This is a genomic window from Oceanobacillus oncorhynchi (assembly GCF_000821065.1).
GTDB classification, from domain to species: Bacteria; Bacillota; Bacilli; order Bacillales; family Amphibacillaceae; genus Oceanobacillus; species Oceanobacillus oncorhynchi.
This window is the reverse complement of the sequence record NZ_CDGG01000001.1, coordinates 1,916,887-1,934,566: the sequence shown is the minus strand read 5'-3', so window position 1 is coordinate 1,934,566 and position 17,680 is coordinate 1,916,887. Positions and strand designations below refer to the sequence as shown.

Annotated in this window: 16 protein-coding genes; 6 read left to right on the top strand and 10 right to left on the bottom strand. The window is 40.4% G+C overall.

The genetic code is table 11. The features are described 5' to 3' along the window. The first annotated feature begins 108 nt into the window (after window positions 1-108). Window positions 109-357: a hypothetical protein gene (locus tag BN997_RS09210; protein ID WP_042531617.1), complete on the top strand. Its 249-nt coding sequence runs from the start codon at window positions 109-111 to the stop codon at window positions 355-357. 77 nt (window positions 358-434) lie between these two features. Here BN997_RS09210 and BN997_RS09205 read toward each other — a convergent pair whose 3' ends face one another. Further along, window positions 435-1,181, bottom strand: a complete 747-nt coding sequence (locus BN997_RS09205) for an alpha/beta hydrolase (RefSeq protein ID WP_042531615.1) — start codon at window positions 1,179-1,181, stop codon at window positions 435-437. A gap of 269 nt (window positions 1,182-1,450) precedes the next feature. Between BN997_RS09205 and BN997_RS09200 the strand changes: the two genes are divergently transcribed. After that, a complete protein-coding gene (locus BN997_RS09200) occupies window positions 1,451-1,984 on the top strand; it encodes a GNAT family N-acetyltransferase (RefSeq protein WP_042531613.1) in 534 nt (177 codons plus the stop codon). A 255-nt stretch (window positions 1,985-2,239) separates the two neighbouring features. After that, entirely contained in the window at window positions 2,240-3,109 is an 870-nt protein-coding gene (locus tag BN997_RS09195) for an AraC family transcriptional regulator (RefSeq protein WP_042531612.1), read from the top strand. A 110-nt stretch (window positions 3,110-3,219) separates the two neighbouring features. On the opposite strand, the gene BN997_RS09190 is transcribed toward BN997_RS09195, so the two are convergent. The 6 genes from BN997_RS09190 to BN997_RS09165 all read right to left on the bottom strand — a co-directional run bounded on the left by BN997_RS09190 (window position 3,220) and on the right by BN997_RS09165 (window position 9,214). Next, complete coding sequence (locus tag BN997_RS09190) at window positions 3,220-4,104, bottom strand: glycerophosphodiester phosphodiesterase (RefSeq protein WP_052484963.1); 885 nt, start codon at window positions 4,102-4,104, stop codon at window positions 3,220-3,222. Then, window positions 4,091-4,852, bottom strand: coding sequence for a glycerophosphodiester phosphodiesterase family protein (locus BN997_RS09185; protein WP_226894742.1), 762 nt, complete (start codon window positions 4,850-4,852; stop codon window positions 4,091-4,093). Before BN997_RS09185 ends, BN997_RS09190 begins: the two co-directional genes overlap by 14 nt. A 133-nt stretch (window positions 4,853-4,985) precedes the next feature. Beyond that, window positions 4,986-6,314 carry an ABC transporter substrate-binding protein gene (locus BN997_RS09180; protein WP_052485112.1) on the bottom strand — a complete coding sequence of 443 codons (1,329 nt, stop codon included), beginning with the start codon at window positions 6,312-6,314 and terminating at the stop codon, window positions 4,986-4,988. 37 nt (window positions 6,315-6,351) lie between these two features. Then, on the bottom strand, window positions 6,352-7,167 hold the full coding sequence (locus BN997_RS09175) for a carbohydrate ABC transporter permease (protein WP_042531606.1): 816 nt from the start codon (window positions 7,165-7,167) through the stop codon (window positions 6,352-6,354). After that, entirely contained in the window at window positions 7,164-8,093 is a 930-nt protein-coding gene (locus tag BN997_RS09170) for a carbohydrate ABC transporter permease (protein ID WP_084613020.1), read from the bottom strand. The genes BN997_RS09175 and BN997_RS09170 overlap by 4 nt, the downstream gene beginning before the upstream one ends. Window positions 8,094-8,098: 5 nt before the next feature. Further along, window positions 8,099-9,214, bottom strand: coding sequence for an ABC transporter ATP-binding protein (locus BN997_RS09165; protein WP_042531602.1), 1,116 nt, complete (start codon window positions 9,212-9,214; stop codon window positions 8,099-8,101). Window positions 9,215-9,591: 377 nt separating this feature from the next. On the opposite strand from BN997_RS09165, the gene BN997_RS09160 reads away from it, so the two are divergent. The 3 genes from BN997_RS09160 (at window position 9,592) to BN997_RS09150 (ending at window position 11,722) form a co-directional block, all read left to right on the top strand. Next, complete coding sequence (locus BN997_RS09160) at window positions 9,592-10,065, top strand: DUF1307 domain-containing protein (protein WP_042531600.1); 474 nt, start codon at window positions 9,592-9,594, stop codon at window positions 10,063-10,065. A gap of 106 nt (window positions 10,066-10,171) precedes the next feature. Next, window positions 10,172-10,648, top strand: a complete 477-nt coding sequence (locus BN997_RS09155) for a DUF1307 domain-containing protein (protein WP_042531597.1) — start codon at window positions 10,172-10,174, stop codon at window positions 10,646-10,648. A 612-nt stretch (window positions 10,649-11,260) separates the two neighbouring features. Next, window positions 11,261-11,722 carry a DUF1307 domain-containing protein gene (locus tag BN997_RS09150; protein ID WP_042531596.1) on the top strand — a complete coding sequence of 154 codons (462 nt, stop codon included), beginning with the start codon at window positions 11,261-11,263 and terminating at the stop codon, window positions 11,720-11,722. 62 nt (window positions 11,723-11,784) lie between these two features. On the opposite strand, the gene BN997_RS09145 is transcribed toward BN997_RS09150, so the two are convergent. From BN997_RS09145 to glgA, 3 genes are all read right to left on the bottom strand, one after another. Then, window positions 11,785-13,614, bottom strand: coding sequence for a glycoside hydrolase family 13 protein (locus tag BN997_RS09145; RefSeq protein ID WP_042531593.1), 1,830 nt, complete (start codon window positions 13,612-13,614; stop codon window positions 11,785-11,787). A gap of 4 nt (window positions 13,615-13,618) precedes the next feature. Beyond that, entirely contained in the window at window positions 13,619-16,039 is a 2,421-nt protein-coding gene (locus BN997_RS09140) for a glycogen/starch/alpha-glucan phosphorylase (protein WP_042531591.1), read from the bottom strand. 200 nt (window positions 16,040-16,239) lie between these two features. Further along, on the bottom strand, window positions 16,240-17,670 hold the full coding sequence (gene glgA / locus BN997_RS09135; protein ID WP_042531589.1) for a glycogen synthase GlgA: 1,431 nt from the start codon (window positions 17,668-17,670) through the stop codon (window positions 16,240-16,242). Window positions 17,671-17,680: the final 10 nt, after the last annotated feature.

Below are 17,680 nucleotides of genomic sequence, written 5' to 3'. Positions count from 1 at the left end.
TATTGAAATATCCAATTAAAAATCAAAACCCCTGTATATTTTTCAAATTTAATCCCAAACTAAGTATCGTTGTTGATTCACATTCTAAATGGATAGGGATGATAATTAATGATGAATAATAAAAAAGGAATGACCACGTCACTGATCGCTGCAGGTGTAGCAGGTGCGGCAGCCTATGGTATAAGCATGGGAATGCAAAATGGTTCCTTTCAAAACATGTCACAAAAGCTTTCCAATTCCATGAATAGCTCCACCATGCAGGATATTGCTAAACCGCTTCAGGATATGCTTGCAAGCGGCGGCCAAGCAATGAATCAAGGTGCTAGCGGAGGACAGAATCAAACACAATCGTCTTAGATGCAAGTGCAGAAGCATTTACTTTTAAGATGACAAAAGGGATGACATCAGCTTCGATGTCATCCCTTATTAAATTGTTATAATTCTCCATCTTCTTCCCATGACTGCAATGCATGCAGAGACTTTTCAATAATCAAACCTTGATCATTATCCAAGGTTGCTACATGATAGCTCTCCTTCAGAGTGACGATTTCTTTTGAATTAGCAGATATGCTGTCCAATATCTTCTGAGCATTATCAGGTGAGACAACATGGTCTTGTTCGGAACTAAAAATAAGTGCAGGACAGGTTATTTTCTCCAGATTTTCCTTTGTTTCTTTTATCAGGCTTTCTAACTCTTTAATTGATTTAACTGGTATTTTTTCATAAGTGATTTCCATAGCATCTGCCTTTTTGATATCTGGTCCATCATCCGCAATAAAACGCTCTTTGAGATTTTCATACATTGCAGGTAATTCCACTGCTGCGTTGACGGTAATTATCCCGGCAAGCGGGTACTTTGCTGCGGTATATAGCGTCAATGTGCCTCCCATAGATAAACCGCAAACAAAAATCTTATCGCATCGTTCTTTAAGCCAGTTATATGCTTCCTCAACAGAATCTATCCAATCTTGGTATGTATATTTTTCCAGATCCTCAGGAGCTGTCCCGTGACCCTTTAACCTCGGTCCACAAACAGTATATCCTGCGTCTGCGAAAGCTTTTCCAATCGGATACATCGCTTGAGGCGTTCCAATAAAACCATGGATTATTAGAACCCCTGCACGATTCCCTTCAAAATAAAACGATTCTGCTCCATTGATAATAGGATACTGATTGCTCATCTATTATTCCTCCTCTTAACGTAAACTTTACTTCTTATTGGAATAATTCAAATCATAACACTATCTTTTGAATTATAACAAATTGATTTCCTGTAATTTGCTTTATCTCATGAAACAGATTATCTAAATAAACTTGGACTTGTACGGTAAATGTATTTTCGTTTTCCATCTTCGCTGTCCCTCACCATCATTTATTATTTCCATCTTATATAGTAAGATAAGCAAGAAGCCATTACTACAATCCATTATAATAAGAAAGAAGGATTTCCTTGAATATAAACCTTCGTAAAGAACAATCAACAGATTATCAAAAAACAGAAGCGCTCATTGAACAAGCTTTCCGAAACGAAGAGATGAGTGATCAACAAGAGCATTTGCTTGTACAACGTATCCGCACGTCCAACGCTTTTATTCCAGAGTTATCTATCATTGCAGTAAATCAACAAAATAACATCCTTGGCCAAATTCTTTTTTCAAAAATAACGGTTGAAAACAACGAAAAAACAACAGCATCGCTGGCTCTTGCACCCGTCTCTGTTCATCCAGACTATCAAAAGCAAGGGATTGGGTCTATGTTGATAAAAGAAGGATTAGAAAAGGTAAAGGCAGCTGGATATCCCTCTGTGATTGTACTTGGTCATGCCGATTATTATTCCCGCTTCGGCTTTAAACCAGCTAGTCTATGGGGAATTCAAGCTCCATTCGATGTTCCAGATGGAGCATTTATGGCTTTGGAGTTAACACCGGGTGCGTTAAAGGATGCCAGTGGTGTGGTTCACTATTCGGAAGCATTTTCTGAATAGTATACTGCTTTACCGGCTTACCGATAAAGTGAAGCTTCCTTCAGTAGGGGTTTTCTTTCATTCCCCACTGAATTTGAAAGGAACAAACCGGGCCGTTACTGGTTGTTGGATCTTCCACTCAGAAATATAATTTTTTACTCATTTCTTGAAATGGGAGTCTTGCAACCAGTTACCCTGCGACAAATTGGAACGCATATTGTCGGGAAACAGCTGATTTCAATTGGTATCCTTAAAATGAGAAGAGGAGGTTATCACATGAATACGCTTGATTCCATGAATGCTGCTATCGAATATATAGAGGAGCATTTAGATAAAAAAATCAATTACCAGCATGCGGCTCAAATCGCCTGTTTTTCGGAACATCATTTCAAACGAATGTTTTCTTTTCTTGCCGGTATCCCTTTATCCGAGTACGTACGCAGGCGTCGACTAACATTGGCAGCATTAGAACTGCAGGAGAATAACATGAAGGTAATTGATATAGCATTGAAATATGGTTACCAGTCCCCTGATTCGTTCTCCAGAGCCTTTCAGGAATTGCACCATACCTTGCCTAGTACAGTAAAGCAGACAGGAGTTTCTCTTAAAGCTTATCCACCGATTTCCTTCCAAATTTCTATTAAAGGAGATGTTGAGATGAAATATCGTTTTGTCGAAAAAGATGCTTTTCACATTGTAGGGCATAAGGAAGTCATGTATCCAGAGGATGGAGATTTTAACCCTACTCTTTGGAATACACTTACCGATGCAGATTATGCAAAACTTGGAACACTTGAGAGAGAAGATCCGAATTTAAGCGGCATACTAAATATCACCGTCAATACCTGCCACGGTCCAGAGCAGAGCGAAGAAGCCTTGGAATACTATATTGCTGTTGTAACAAATCAAACTGCTCCAGATCATCTCGCTGCGTTAGAAATACCTAAACAACAATGGGCTGTTTTTGATGCGGAGGGTGAGATGCCTCATGCCTTAACAAGCACTTGGAGTAGAATTTACACAGACTGGTTTCCAACATCGGGATATGAACTTGCAGAAGCTCCCGAGATTGTAAAAAGCATCCATGATATGAAAACGGAGATTTGGATTCCTGTACAAAAAAGTAAATTCGCTTTTATTTTTTAAAATAGCCGTTAGCTGTGATTTTTTATCGTACTGCAGCTAATGGCTATTTTAAAAACCTCACAAAGTCAAATAGCCTACTCTGCAAGGTTCTATATAAATAATGACATACTCTACTCCTTCAATACCTGCTTCGTAAAATCAATATCATCTGTAAAAATCCCATCCACTCCATACATCATGACACGCTGCTGTTCAACAAGCTGCGTACGCTCATCCGTAAAAAACACATGAACTTCCTTCCCCTGCTGATGAAGCGTATCAACAACACATTTCGTCACATTTCTTGATTCGATTCCAATTACATCTGCGTCTGCTTCAAGCCCATCCTCTAAATCAAATTTATCTGTGCCATATAACAGCGTCGAACGGATTTCCGGTGCGAATTCCTGCAATTTTTTCAAGCTCTCCTTAGAAAAGGATTGAAAGCTCACATATTTTGGATCCAGCAAATCATTTTCCTGAAGCAGATTGATTAACGGTTCTTCCATTTTTGTTTCCCCATCAACCAGACGTGTCTCAATATAATAATGCTCTTCCTGTTTAAATGCCGTAACGATTTCTTCTAATGTCGGGACGGGCTCTTTATAGGTTTTCTGCCCGAATACGGCTACGGTATCGAATTGCTTGATTTCGTTCAACGTAAATTCTTCTGGGACGCCTGCTCCTGTTGTTGTACGATCTAAGGTCGTGTCATGAAGTGCGATTAATTCATGATCTTTGGTCATCCGTAAATCAATCTCTATTGAGTCTGCATCAGCCTCCGAAGCAATTTCGTAAGCAGTCAGCGTATGTTCATTAAAGAAATTATTCGCACCACGATGGGCAATCACCTCTAAATCAGTTAAAACTGCTTCAGGCCTTCCTGCTGCACTTGCATATAATGTCTCCGCACCATATGTTTCCGAATCCTTAAGTACCTGCGGCTTTGCTTCAAAAAAACCAGATATTATAAAGACGGCAATTACCAAAGTAAGTAAGATACTACGCCATGGCATAGCGCTCACACCGATAAAAGATGGCACGATCCGGATAATCTGTCACAATGGCTTTTACTTTCACGTCCAGTAATTGCTTCAGCGTATCCTTATCATTGACAGTCCACACACGCAGCAGTCTCTTCCATTTACTCCAATGATAAATATGCTTTAAAAATGTATCCGCCTCAACATGCAGTGCCTCTAAACCCAAAATATCAATATAATCCTCCGGGTGGGAAATCGGCTGGTTAATAATCCATGCCAGCCGGGCATCCCTGTCATAATGACGTAAACGAATCAGTGTAGGCAGATGAAAGCTGGAGTAAATGACACGATTCTTTACATCCGGATATTTAGCAACATAGTCTAGCAGCTTTTCTTCGATATTTTCATATAAATTTTTACACGTTTTTAATTCAATATTCAATGCAACATCTGGATATGGACTAACCAGCTGAAGGACTTCTGCTAAGGAGGGAACCTTTTCTTCCTCCCAGCTCTTATCATAAGTCTGGAATGAGGATAGATAGGCTGGATTCCAATGTAATTCCCGAATTTCTGAAAAGGTATATTCTGCTATGGATCCAATTCCATTCGTTGTCCGATTTAGTGTAGCATCATGCATTACCGCAAATTCACCGTCCTTTGTCATGTGCACATCTATTTCCAAACCATCCACTCCAGCTTCCAGTGCTTTTTCAAAACTTAGCAGCGTATTCTCCGGATATAATCCCATCATGCCGCGATGTCCATATACTTTTGTCAAGAAAATCCCTCCTGAAAATTGAGTTGTTATCATGAAGTATCCTTTTGTTCAGCGGAGGTTCCCTGCTTCTGTTCAGCCCAAAACCTCCGCTGAATGAACCTCTTACTTACATCGTGCTTTCCTCTGTTACTTATTACTCTCCACGAGCTTTATTTGCTGTTTCAATGGCTGCATTCAATTGTTCGATTGCTGTCTGATACGTGGTATCTACATCTCCGCCATTAAATACGCTCTCCAATGCCGTTTCAATAATCTTACGTTCTTCCGGTATCATATCCATGACAGCCCCCTGTGTTGCATAAGATGGGTTGGTTGCTTGCAGCTGTTCCACTGTCACCTTTAATTGTGGGTTTTCTTCATGCATTTCTACAGCCAGCTCCTCTTCATAAGCTGCCGGATTAATGGCAAAATAGCCTGTATCTGTATGCCACTGTGCCTGAATTTCAGGCGATTGCAGGTACTTCATAAAATCCCACGCTGCTTTTTGCTCTGCTTCCTCCTTGCCCTCACTCATCCAAAGACTTGCTCCACCGATAACCACACCTTCCCGTTCCACATTTTCCGGATGCGGTAAAAACGCGACGCCTACCTCAAATGGTGCATTATCGATTAAATCACGAGAATTAGCAGAGGATTGCAAAAACATCGATACATCTTCTGCTAAGAATCCAGCCAGCATATTATCGCCATTGGTGCCATAGTTTGCAAATGTTCCATCTGTATTCATCCGCTCTACCCATTCAAAGATTGATTTTCCTTGTTCTTCGGTAAAGCCGATTTCTGTTGCTACTCCTGAACGTCCATTATCTTCATTCAATAATAATGCTCCTTGGTTTGCCAATAATTGTTCAAATAACCAGCCATACGCCTGAAGCGCAAAACCTTTCATCTCAGGATTTGATTCGACAATAGCTTTACTAGCTGCTTCTACCTCTTCAAATGTCTGAGGCGGATTTTCCGGGTCTAAACCAGCTTCCTCAAAAGCATCTTTATTATAAAACATCACCGGCGTCGAAGAATTAAATGGCATCGAATAGAATTGATCGTCTATTTTATAATAGTTAACGATATTCTCTTCTAAATGCCCCATATCATAGCCGTCCTCATCAATAAACTTTTGAATCGGCTCAATATGACCGCTGTTTACCATCGACATCGTGCCTATCTCAAATACTTGAATCATCGTCGGCGCACTATCTGTCCCAGCTACACTATGAAACTTCGTTAATGCCTCATCATAGGTTCCCTGAAACTCCGCCCGGACCTCTACCTCATCCTGCGATTCATTGTAGGATGCGACAATTTTGTCCAACGCTTCTTGTGAAGCACCTCCCATTGCATGCCAAAAGGTGACGATTTGCTTGCCATCTTCTGTTTCTGTTGCTTCACTAGACCCTTCTGCATCATTGGAACCGCAGGCTGCCATAAAAATAGTCATACTCAAAACGACGAATAACAACATTTTCTTCAAAAAAACGACTCCTTTTTCACATTCTTTTTTATTTTAGCGCTCCCTCTGTTAAACCACGCTGCAACTTCTTCTGTCCTAAAAATAATAAAATCAATGTTGGAATAATGACAATGACCGCTCCCGCCATAATCACTCCCCAATCGTTCATCTGCTCTTGTGATTGTAATTGGCGCAGACCAATCTGTACGGTTCTGACATTATCATTGGTTGTAGCTAACAGCGGCCACAGATACATATTCCAGGACGTTAAAAAGCCATACACGCCTAAGGTGATCAGGCTTGTTTTCGCTACCGGCAGGACCACTTTCAAATAAAACTTCACATCTCCCATACCGGCAATCTGACTTGCTTCGCGCAGTTCCTTAGGAATTTGTTTGAAATTCTGCCGTAACAAGAATGTTCCAAAAGCCATCGCAAAGAATGGAATCGTCAGTCCGGTATATTGATCAATCCAGCCAAGGTCGCGAATCGTATGGAAGTTTGGAATAATCGAAGCTTCAAATGGCACCATCATCGTTGCGATAAAAAGATAAAACAAGAAATCCCGGCCTTTAAATTCTAAAAAAACAAAGGCGTACGCTGCTAAGCTGGCTAAAATCAGCTGGCCAATCATGATGGCAATCGAAACTAAAAAGCTGTTGATGACATAATGCAGCAGCGGAAATTGTTCAAATGCCCGACGATAGTTATCGAGTGAAAAAGCAGAAGGCAAGCTTCCCGTCATAATATCCTGATTTGTCATAAAGCTCATGACAACAGCCATCATCGTCGGTGTGAAAACAAGAAATGCTGCAGCAATCAATAAAAGATAGGTTACAATTTTTCGTCCGAAAGGAATTCTCATTGATAATGAACCTTCCTTTCTCCCAATTTAAATTGGATGATTGTCATTAATAGAATGATAATAAACAAAATGATTGCCTGCGCACTCGCCGAGCCAAATTGATAGTTAGTAAAGGCTTCCCGGTAAATCGAGTAGACCATTAAATTGGTTGCATTTTGCGGACCGCCCTGCGTTAAAATATCCACCTGCCCAAACGTTTGAAAGGCATTGATAATTGTTACCGTCACAACAAAGAACAGGGTTGGTGACAGCATGGGAATCGTAATCCTTCTTAATTTATAAAAATACCCTGCACCATCCACATCCGCACTTTCATAAAGATATTTATCAATCGATTGTAATCCGCCCAGCAATATCAAAAAGGTAAAACCGATATTCATCCATATGGTTGTCACAGCTACCGCAATCAGTGCCCAGGAAGGGTCTGTCAGCCAGCCAACCTTCTCCAGCCCAAAGGTGTCCATGATAATATTTAAAAAGCCGATTGTCGGATGAAATAAGTACAGCCAGAATACAGATGCCGCGGCTACGGAGATTCCCATGGTAGAGGAAAATATCGTCCGAAAGAAGCCAATCCCTTTTAATTTTTCATTTGCAATAATAGCTAGAAATAAACTGATCACAATGGTCAGCGGCACTGTATAAAGAACAAATAGAAACGTCGATTTGATGCTTTGCTGAAAAATAGTTGATTGAAATAATGTCACGAAGTTATCCCATCCTACAAATACCGTTGTGGCCCCGCTCGCATCAGTAAGGAAAAAGCTTAAATAAATTGTCCGGAGCAAAGGATAGAATAAAAATACAGAAAAAAGAGCAATGGATGGCAATAGAAATAGGATACCTTTGATAAATTGCTTGTAACGCTGTTTCCGCTTCGTCCGCACAAATAAAGCTTGGTCCTCTTGTGTAATGACCGCAGTCATATTCGTCATATCGCCTGAACCTCCCCATGCCCGCTGAAGGAAGCTGGACGAATTAATGCTTCCGTCTGTGCATCAAAAAAACTCAGGTGCTCTGTCGATATATACACCTCCAGCTGGTTACCTGCTGTGATATCCCATTGCCCCGGCCATTTTGCTGTCCATAATTCGCCGCCGACATCCAAAGCGAGCGATGTCTCATTCCCTAACTGCTCTACATGAATCACTTCTAAAGAATGCGTTGCTTCCTGATGGATTGCCGGCTGGATATGCTCCGGTCTTATTCCTGCGATGATGTTTTTATGTACCTGAAACGCCTTCTGCATCCTGACATCTGCCGAAAAGGACAGTGTCTTGTTCACAAGAAAATTCGAGACATCCTTTATTTCCGTTTTTCCCATATTCATTTTGGGAGAACCGATAAAAGAAGCGACAAATAAATTGGCCGGTTCATTATATAATGTAATTGGTTTACCTACCTGTTGGATTTCTCCATCATTTAAAACCATAATCCGGTCTCCCATCGTCATCGCTTCGACCTGATCATGTGTTACATAAATCAAGGTTAAGCCTAATTGCTTCTGCAGCCTTCTAATTTCCACACGCATCTGCGCACGCAATTTAGCGTCTAAATTAGATAGCGGCTCATCCATTAAACAAAGCGGCGCTTCACTGACAACCGACCTGGCCAAAGCAACTCGCTGTCGCTGTCCTCCTGAAAGCTGACGCGGCTTCCTGTCTAAAAGCTCCGATAATCCCATCATTTCTGCTGTTTCCTTCAGCCTTTTCTGCTGTTCCGCTTTAGAAACCTTTTTCGCCTTCAAACCAAACAGGATATTTTGTTCGACCGATAAATGCGGATATAAAGCATAATTTTGAAAAACCATCGAAAGATTTCTGTCTTTCGGCTGCAGGTGATTGACTACTTTTTCATTCATTTTCAATACGCCGTCTGTAATATCCTCCAGTCCGGCAATCATCCGCAGCAAGGTACTTTTCCCAGATCCGGAGGGCCCTACCAATACAAAGAATTCCCCCTTCTCGATTGTTAAGTTGATTTGCTCTAATATGTTATTTCCCGCATGATACGACTTCGTGATATCTTTTAACTCGATATAACTCATTCTTTTCCTCCCTTCATTCAAGTACATTAAAACATATCTTTTTCATGAAATCGGGAAATTTACCAAACCAATACCAATACTTCATTTTTCATTAAAGGAACTTACAATAGCTTAATAAAACGAACCTCCTTTGACGGAAGTTTCACTGAAAATAGTTCATGATAAAGTAAAGCTTATCCCAGCCTCTAAACCGCTAAATCCAGTAATATCCAAAACAAACCAAATTTCATAATGAACATCCAAAAAAAGCAAATAAAACCTACTTCAAGCGCAGGATAATAGTCTAATTCTTTATTTTTTATCCAATTTGCTTTGACTTTGACTGTTTAATTCGGTACGCTAATTTTACAAATAAATAGATTGGGGCAAATTTCATAATGAAAAAAAGAATTTTTAGAATTACCGGATTATTATTTTTATTTATTGCTATAGCTGGACTAATGGCTTGCGGGAACGAAGAAACAGTAACACTTCAAGGGGAACAAATGGGAATGACCATGGAAGTAACCATGGATGCAAAAGATGATGAAATGACAAAACAAACGGTTAAAGCTAACATTCCTTATTCTATGGTAGGTGCCGCTTCACAGGAAGAAGCAGAATCGATGGATGAGCTTTTCCGTTCAGAATTTGAACCATTTGAGGATATCGATGGCATCGAATTTGATTTGGATTATGGTGAAGAAGAATTAACTCAAACAATTTCTGTTGATTTAACTGTTGCCGATATTGAAGAAATCAACAGTATTCCTGGCGCTAGTTTCCCAGACACTGGAGACGATGAGTATATTAGTCTGGAAGAAACAGTGAGCGATTTTGAAGAGCAAGGATTTGAAGTAGTAGAAGAATAGTTTGAGAGTAAAACCGTACCCGGAGGTACGGTTTTCGTTTGACTTTAATCGTTTAATTCGGTACGATGGCAACTGTATTAAAAAATGGATAGGAGCAATGACACAGATGAAAAAGAAAAATTTCAGAATTACTGGACTATTAGTTTTATTGATTGCTATTTTTGGATTGGCAGCATGCGGATCTAACGAAACGGTAACGCTTCAAGGAGAAGAAATGGGGCAGCAGCAGGAAATTACATTAGAGGCAAAGGGCGATGAAGTTCAATCCATGGCAGCTGAAATGACCATACCATATGCCTTAATCGGAGTCGAGTCAAAGGAAGAAGCAGAGTCTATGGATGAGATGCTTCAATCCGAATTTGAGGATGCAAATGAAGCAGATGGTGTAGAGGTTGAACTTACTTATGAAGAAGAAGAAATTGTGGTAGCCATCAATATCGATCTGACAACAGCTGGCCCAGAAGAACTGAACACGCTTGGCTTCGGTATCGATGAAGATGCTTTTGATGAGGAAGATTTAAGCTTAGAAAAAATGGTCAGCGAATTGGAAGATAACGGTTTAGAAGTAGTAGAAGAAGAATAGGAAGAAAGTAAAGCCGTATCTGAGCGCAGATACGGCTTTATTTTTATCTTTCCACTATTTTTACTAGTCTATTATTCACGAATTTCGATTTTGACTTTCCTATTCTAATTCGATACGATTAGCTTAATTACTCAACTTTCGCACCTAAGAATAAGCAAATATATCTTATATTCCAAGATGAACATGTTCTTCATTACCATGCTTGCATTTTGGTGAGGTGTTTTCCATGTACAGAATATCCTACTAGCGGAGGAAAAACACGGAGACTCCTATGGGAAAGCGCAATGTTCTTCGGTGGGGCGAGTAATCGCAGTCCCAGTGGGAAGACCCCGCAGAAAAAAGCGAACTTCTTTTTTCTACCCGCAGGGCATAAGTGCGACTTTGCTTCTGTCTGCGCCTGACGGCTTGCCAATCAGCAAGTCTTCTTTAAAGGAGGCTGAGCGCAAGCCCATGGAAAGCGTAGTGTTTTTCCGCAGCGGTGCTTTACACTTCACCTTCTGTTCTTTGTCAGGGGTGTTATCGAAGGAACGATTGACTCCTGTTTCTATAGAGATAAAGTTACTTTTAATGTGCGAAAGTTGAGTTAATTACATAAGAATAGGAGAAACAAAGATGATACAGAATAATAACTTTAAAATGACCGGTTTTTTCGTCTTGTTGATTTCCTTTCTCACCTTGGCTGCCTGCAGCTCCGAACAGGAAACCGTAACATATAAATTAGAGGAAGACAATAATTCGATCGAAACAACCTTTGTAGCTGATGATGGAGAAATCATTGAACAATCCAGTCAGAGCATCACCTCTTATGATAGTATCCGAGGCATTGAATCAAAAGAGGATGCAGAGGCGCTTCTTGTCCCTTCTGCTGAACCATTACAAGGGATTGAGGGGCTGGAATATAGCCTCGCTTTTGAAGAAGATCATTTCACTGAAACAATTACCATTGATTTCGCCGTGGTAGATATTTCAGAGCTGCCGGGGCTTGATGAACTGCTAGAAAATGAAGAAGGGAATTTAAATTTGGATGATGCGGTAGAAACCTTGGAAGAACAAGGCTTTGAAAAGGTAGATTAATAACTTTAAAAGCAGGCTGTATCGAGATGAATCGAGACAGCCTGCTTTTATTAAATACACAACTATATTTTTCCTGTTACAAAGAAATCACTTTTTCCGTCTATCGTGACATCCTTCAAAATACCCTTTATCACTTCCTCGGTTAATGGTACTTTCCGCAAGAAATGAAGCTTATCAGCATGACAGGTCTTTTCTTCATCATGCGGATTAATCATATAAATGGTATATTCCTCATCTGTAAAACGAAGCATTCCTAACATATCATCGGTATGAAAAAGAACAAAATCACCGTATTTTAACGTACTGTTTTGTTTTCTTTCCGTAATCCACCTTTGACAATGCTTGAAAATATCCTGGTCGATATCCTCCCATGGGAAGAATTTACGGTTATCGGGGTCCTGTTCTCCTGTCACACCAGCTTCATCCCCATAATAAATACAAGGAATTCCCGGAGCAATCAATAAAAAGCTCAGCGCAAGCTTCAGCCTTGCCTTATCCTCTCCAAGAAATGTATAGATTCGTTTCGTATCATGTGTCCCGATATTATTTAAATTATTAAAAAGAATATCTTTGGGATAATTTTCGTGAAGCTGCGTTAATCGCTGACAGAGCTCTTTTGGCGTTTTTTCTAATTGCAGCAGATCTAAGACCGTGTTTCGGAACGGATAGTTCATTACACCATGCAAATGATTTCCCAGGATATATTGCCTGCGTTCGTCATAAGAAATCTTATTTGATGCGTCCTCCCAAACCTCGCCAATCAGCACTTTTTCTGGATATTGTTCCAGCTTATGACGGATGCCGGCAATAAATTCATCCGGGAGCTCATCAGCTACATCTAAACGCCATCCATCTACACCCAGTTTGCTCCATTTATCAATTACACTGCCGTCATCCTGATAAATATAATCTTGAAATTCTTTATTAAACTTATCCACTTCCGGCAGGTCATCAATCCCCCACCACGACGCATACTTATTCGGATAGTCAGTGAATGTAAACCAGGGATAATACGGACTCTCTTGATTTCGGCAGGCTCCCTCATCCTCTCCATACGTACCATCATAGTTGAAATAAATGCTATTTCTTCCTACATGGCTGAATACGCCGTCCAAAATGACATGAATGCCTTCCGCATGCAACTTTTCTATGATTTCTTTAAATAGCTTCTCATCACCGAGCATTGGATCGATTTTCATATAATCTGCCGTATCATAACGGTGATTACTTGCTGCTTGGAAAATGGGATTCAGATATATGGCATTGATTCCTAAATCCTTCAGGTAAGGTATCTTTTGCCGGATTCCTTCTAAATTCCCGCCGTAAAAATCCCAACGGAGAATCTCTCCTTTTTGACCGCGCACATACAGCGGTGTATCACGCGTATCCCCATATAGGAAACTATTCCGCTTTGGCGCATTTACTTGCCCGTCTGGATTGCCATTATAAAAGCGGTCAGGAAAAATCTGATAAAAAACAGCCTCCCGATACCAATCCGGTGTATTTTCTTCTTTTTCAAAGCAGGTCAGCTGGTAAGGAATCACCTCATGCAGATTATGATATAGTTTCCCTTCCCCTTTAACAGATGACGCACCCCAAAAAGCAGACATTTCCTCCCCTTTATCATCCTTCCACTTCACAGCAAAATAGTAAAAATAGAGACCCTTTCCTTCATGAGGCGCATAGCTATAAGAGAAACGATTATCGCCTATACCCTTCATTAAATAAGCTTTTTCATCATGCGCCCCATTTTCTTTTCGAACCATAAATTGTACTTCGCTTCTATGACTTTCATGGACATCCACTTGAAAGGTAATCTTTTCGTTCGGCTGTACCGCTCCAAATGGTTTTTTATAATCGCTTATCCATGAATTATAATAAACATGTGGCATAATACTATCCTTTCTCAGTAACAAATGAATCTTTTGACTCGATTTTCCAAATATCCTCTGCATAACGGCTGACCGTCTCATCAGAGGAGAATCTGCCGGCATTCGCAATATTGATGAGGCTCATTTTCTGCCAGAAGGTTTGATCTCCATAAGCTTTATCAATTTCTTCCTGCGCTTCTACATAAGAATCAAAGTCGCGCAGCAGGAAGTACTCATCATTATATTTTATGAGGGAATCAAAAATTTCACGTCCTTCATAAACAATGTTTGGAATCGTACCATCAATAAATGCATTTAATACACGGCGGATAACGGCATTTTCATCATATAGCCTTTGGGCGGAGTACTCCTGATTCTCATAATATTCATAAACCTCTTTCTCGGTGAGACCGAAGATATAAATATTATCATCGCCGACTGCATCTCTGATTTCAACATTAGCGCCATCCAGCGTCGCAAGTGTAATCGCACCATTCAGCATCAGCTTCATATTACTCGTACCCGAAGCTTCCTTTGATGCAAGGGAAATCTGCTCACTGACGTCTGCTGCGGGGATAATTTTCTCTGCTAGGCTGACATTGTAATTTGGCAGGAAAACAATTTTAATCCGGTCTTTGATATCCGGGTCATTATTAATTAGATTCGCTGTTTCATTAATACATTTAATAATTACTTTGGCATAATGATAGCTTGGCGCTGCCTTTGCCCCGAAAATAAACACACGCTTTTGCATTTCTAAGCTTGGATTTTCTTTTAAATCCTGATACAGCTTAATAATATGCAATAGATTTAACAGCTGACGTTTATAGGCATGCAGTCTTTTAATCTGCACATCAAAAATGGCATCTGCGGAAACCTCAATATCTGTTGTTCCCAAAATATAATCAGCTAATTTTTGTTTATTTATTTTCTTTGCTTCTGCCAGTTTCTCTAAAACGGCCTGATCCGATTGATAGTTCCTCAGTAATTTCAAATCGCCAGAATCCTGTCTCCATGTCTTTCCAATCGTTTCATCTAACACGTTTGACATCGGTTCATTCACAATTTGTGACCATCTGCGCTGTGCAATTCCATTCGTCTTATTATTAAACCGGTCGGGATAAATAATATAGAAATCATGCAGAACAACTGATTTGAGCAAATCAGAATGCAATTTGGCCACACCATTTGTACTATGGCTGCCAATAATAGATAAGTGCGCCATATGTACCTGCCCGTTACGGATAATCCGCGTACGTTCTACTAAATCATGCGGGTGCAGCTCCTGCATCGTCTGCACATAACGTGCATCGATTTCTTCCATAATTTGATACATCCGCGGCAATGTGCGCTGCATTAAATCAATGGACCATTTCTCTAATGCTTCCGCCATAATGGTATGGTTCGTATAACTCATTACTTTTACAGTAATATCCCAGGCCTGTTCCCAGGACAATTCTTCTTCATCAATCAAAATCCGCATCATCTCCGGCACGCATAAAGCAGGATGTGTATCATTGATATGGATAGAAACATATTCGCTGAGCTTGGAAATCGGTTTTTGAAACCACTTTTTATAATGACGGATAATACTTTGGATGCCTGCTGACACAAAGAAATATTCCTGTGTTAAACGGATTAAGCGTCCCTGCTCATTGGAATCATCCGGATAAAGAACAGCTGTTAAATCCTCCAATTCTCTGCGTCCCTGAATACTTTGGTATTTATCCTCTTCCGAATCAGGAATCTCTACTGCCCAGAGCCGTAGTGTGTTGACAACATTATTTTCATAGCCTACCATCCCGGTATCGTAAGGAACGGCCCGGAGAACTCTTTCATTCTCATACACCGGCTTTAATTTCCCATCGTTTGTCTCTGCTAAATAAACATGCCCGCCGACACGGACATCTACCGCTTTACTTTCTCTGCGAACTTCCCAGATATTCCCGCTCTGCAGCCACTCATCCGGAAGCTCTACCTGGTATCCATCTACGAAGCGTTGTTTAAAAAGCCCATAGTCATACCGGATGCCATTTCCGTTACCTGGAAATCCGCCAGATGCGATCGAATCCATAAAACAGGAAGCCAATCGTCCAAGGCCACCGTTTCCTAATGCCATATCCTTTTCCACTTCTGCCAGATCATCTAAATGAATACCAAGATCCGTTAAAGCCTCTCTTGCAGTGTCCAATATTCCCAGATTCAATAAATTACTTTTCAGCATTCTGCCAGGTAAAAATTCAATGGAAAAATAATAAACCTGTTTTTTATTTTTATCCACATAATACTTCCATGTATCTCTCCATGCATCCGAATAACGTGCTTTTACCAGCGCTCCTAATGTATAGAAAATCTCTTGCTCGCTTGCGTCCTCCAATTCCATTGCATAATTCTCTCTCAGTCTCTGTTTCAATTCTTCTTTGAAAATTTCCTTATCTAAAGCCATGTATTAAGCTCCTTCTCTGCATTATCTAAGTTTAGCTTAAAGTTCTTCTTCCCTGAAAATGTAATTACACACTACATTTTGGGGAAGAAGCTGCTCATCTCACTTAAACCGATGCGTTTATGTTTTGGGCCTATAAGAAGGTGTTCAAAAAACTCAATAACATGCATTATTTCTTGAGCTCTTTGAACACACACCGCTTCCTATAAAATTTCTTTATAAAGCAAATAGTACTGCTCACTGGACGTCTCCCAGCTGAAGTCCTGTACCATTGCAGACTGAATCAGGCTGTCCCATACATCCTTCTCTTCCTGATAGACATGGATTGCTTTTTTCAATGCTTCCATCATGTAGTATGGTGTAAATAAGGAGAAGCCAAACCCTGTCCCTGTTTTTTCAATCGGATTATATGGTTCTACCGTATCTTTCAATCCGCCTATTTCATGAACCACCGGCAACGTGCCATACCGCATGGAAATCAGCTGTGATAATCCACATGGCTCGAATTTTGAAGGCATCAGGAAGATATCCGCGCCGGCATAAATCTTTTGAGCCAGTGTTACATCGAATGTAATGTTCACTGCGCACTTATTTGGATACCATTCAGAAATCAGCTGGAATGGATGCTCTAAGGCTGGATCTCCGGTCCCTAACAGAACAAACTGGACATCATATTGTAATAGATTCTCCAGCTCTTCCAAAACAAGATGAAAACCCTTCTGATGTGTCAGACGGCTGACCACCGCAATGACCGGAACATCCTTCTTCACAGGAAGTCCCATTCGTTCCTGTAATTCTTGCTTACACTCTTTTTTGCCTGATAAGTCAGCGGAAGAATAGGTAGACTTGAGCGCCAGATCTGTTTCCGGATTATTTATCTCATAGTCTATCCCGTTCACAATACCTGACAGCTTTCCCTGCTCCTGTCTGAGAATGCCTTCTAAGCCATTGCCAAATTCAGCAGTCTGGATTTCTCTTGCATAAGAATGGCTGACCGTATTTACTCTGTCTGCATATACAATACCCGACTTCAGAAAATTAATGTCATCTTTGAAGCGAATGGTACCATCATGATATTTTCTGTCGCCGACTCCGAATAAATCAGACAGCACTTCCGGGTGATACCGACCTTGAAACTCAATATTATGAATGGTCAGCACGGTTCGAATGTTTTGATATGCTTCAATCCAATGATATTTTTCTTTTAAGAGAAATGGTACCATTGCTGTATGAAAATCATGTACATGAAGGATATCCGGAATATAATCAACTGCCTCCATCATTTCAATCAGAGCCATCTGAAAGAAAGCAAAGCGTTCCCCATCATCATAAAAACCATATAAATCATCGCGGTCAAAATAGTAGAGATTATCGATAAAATAATAGGTGACATGATCCATTTTTAAACGTTCGATTCCACAAAATTGACTTCTCCAGCCGACGTCTATCGAGAAGGACGTCACATTCTCTAAGTTCTCTCTATATGCAGCCGGCATTTTTTTGTGAAGCGGCAGTACAACTGCCACTTCCACATCTTTTTTTGCTAATTCTTTCGGGAGTGCACCAATAACGTCTCCGAGTCCGCCTGTTTTGAAAAACGGTGCACACTCTGCACTAGCAAATAATAATTTCATATTTTTCCTC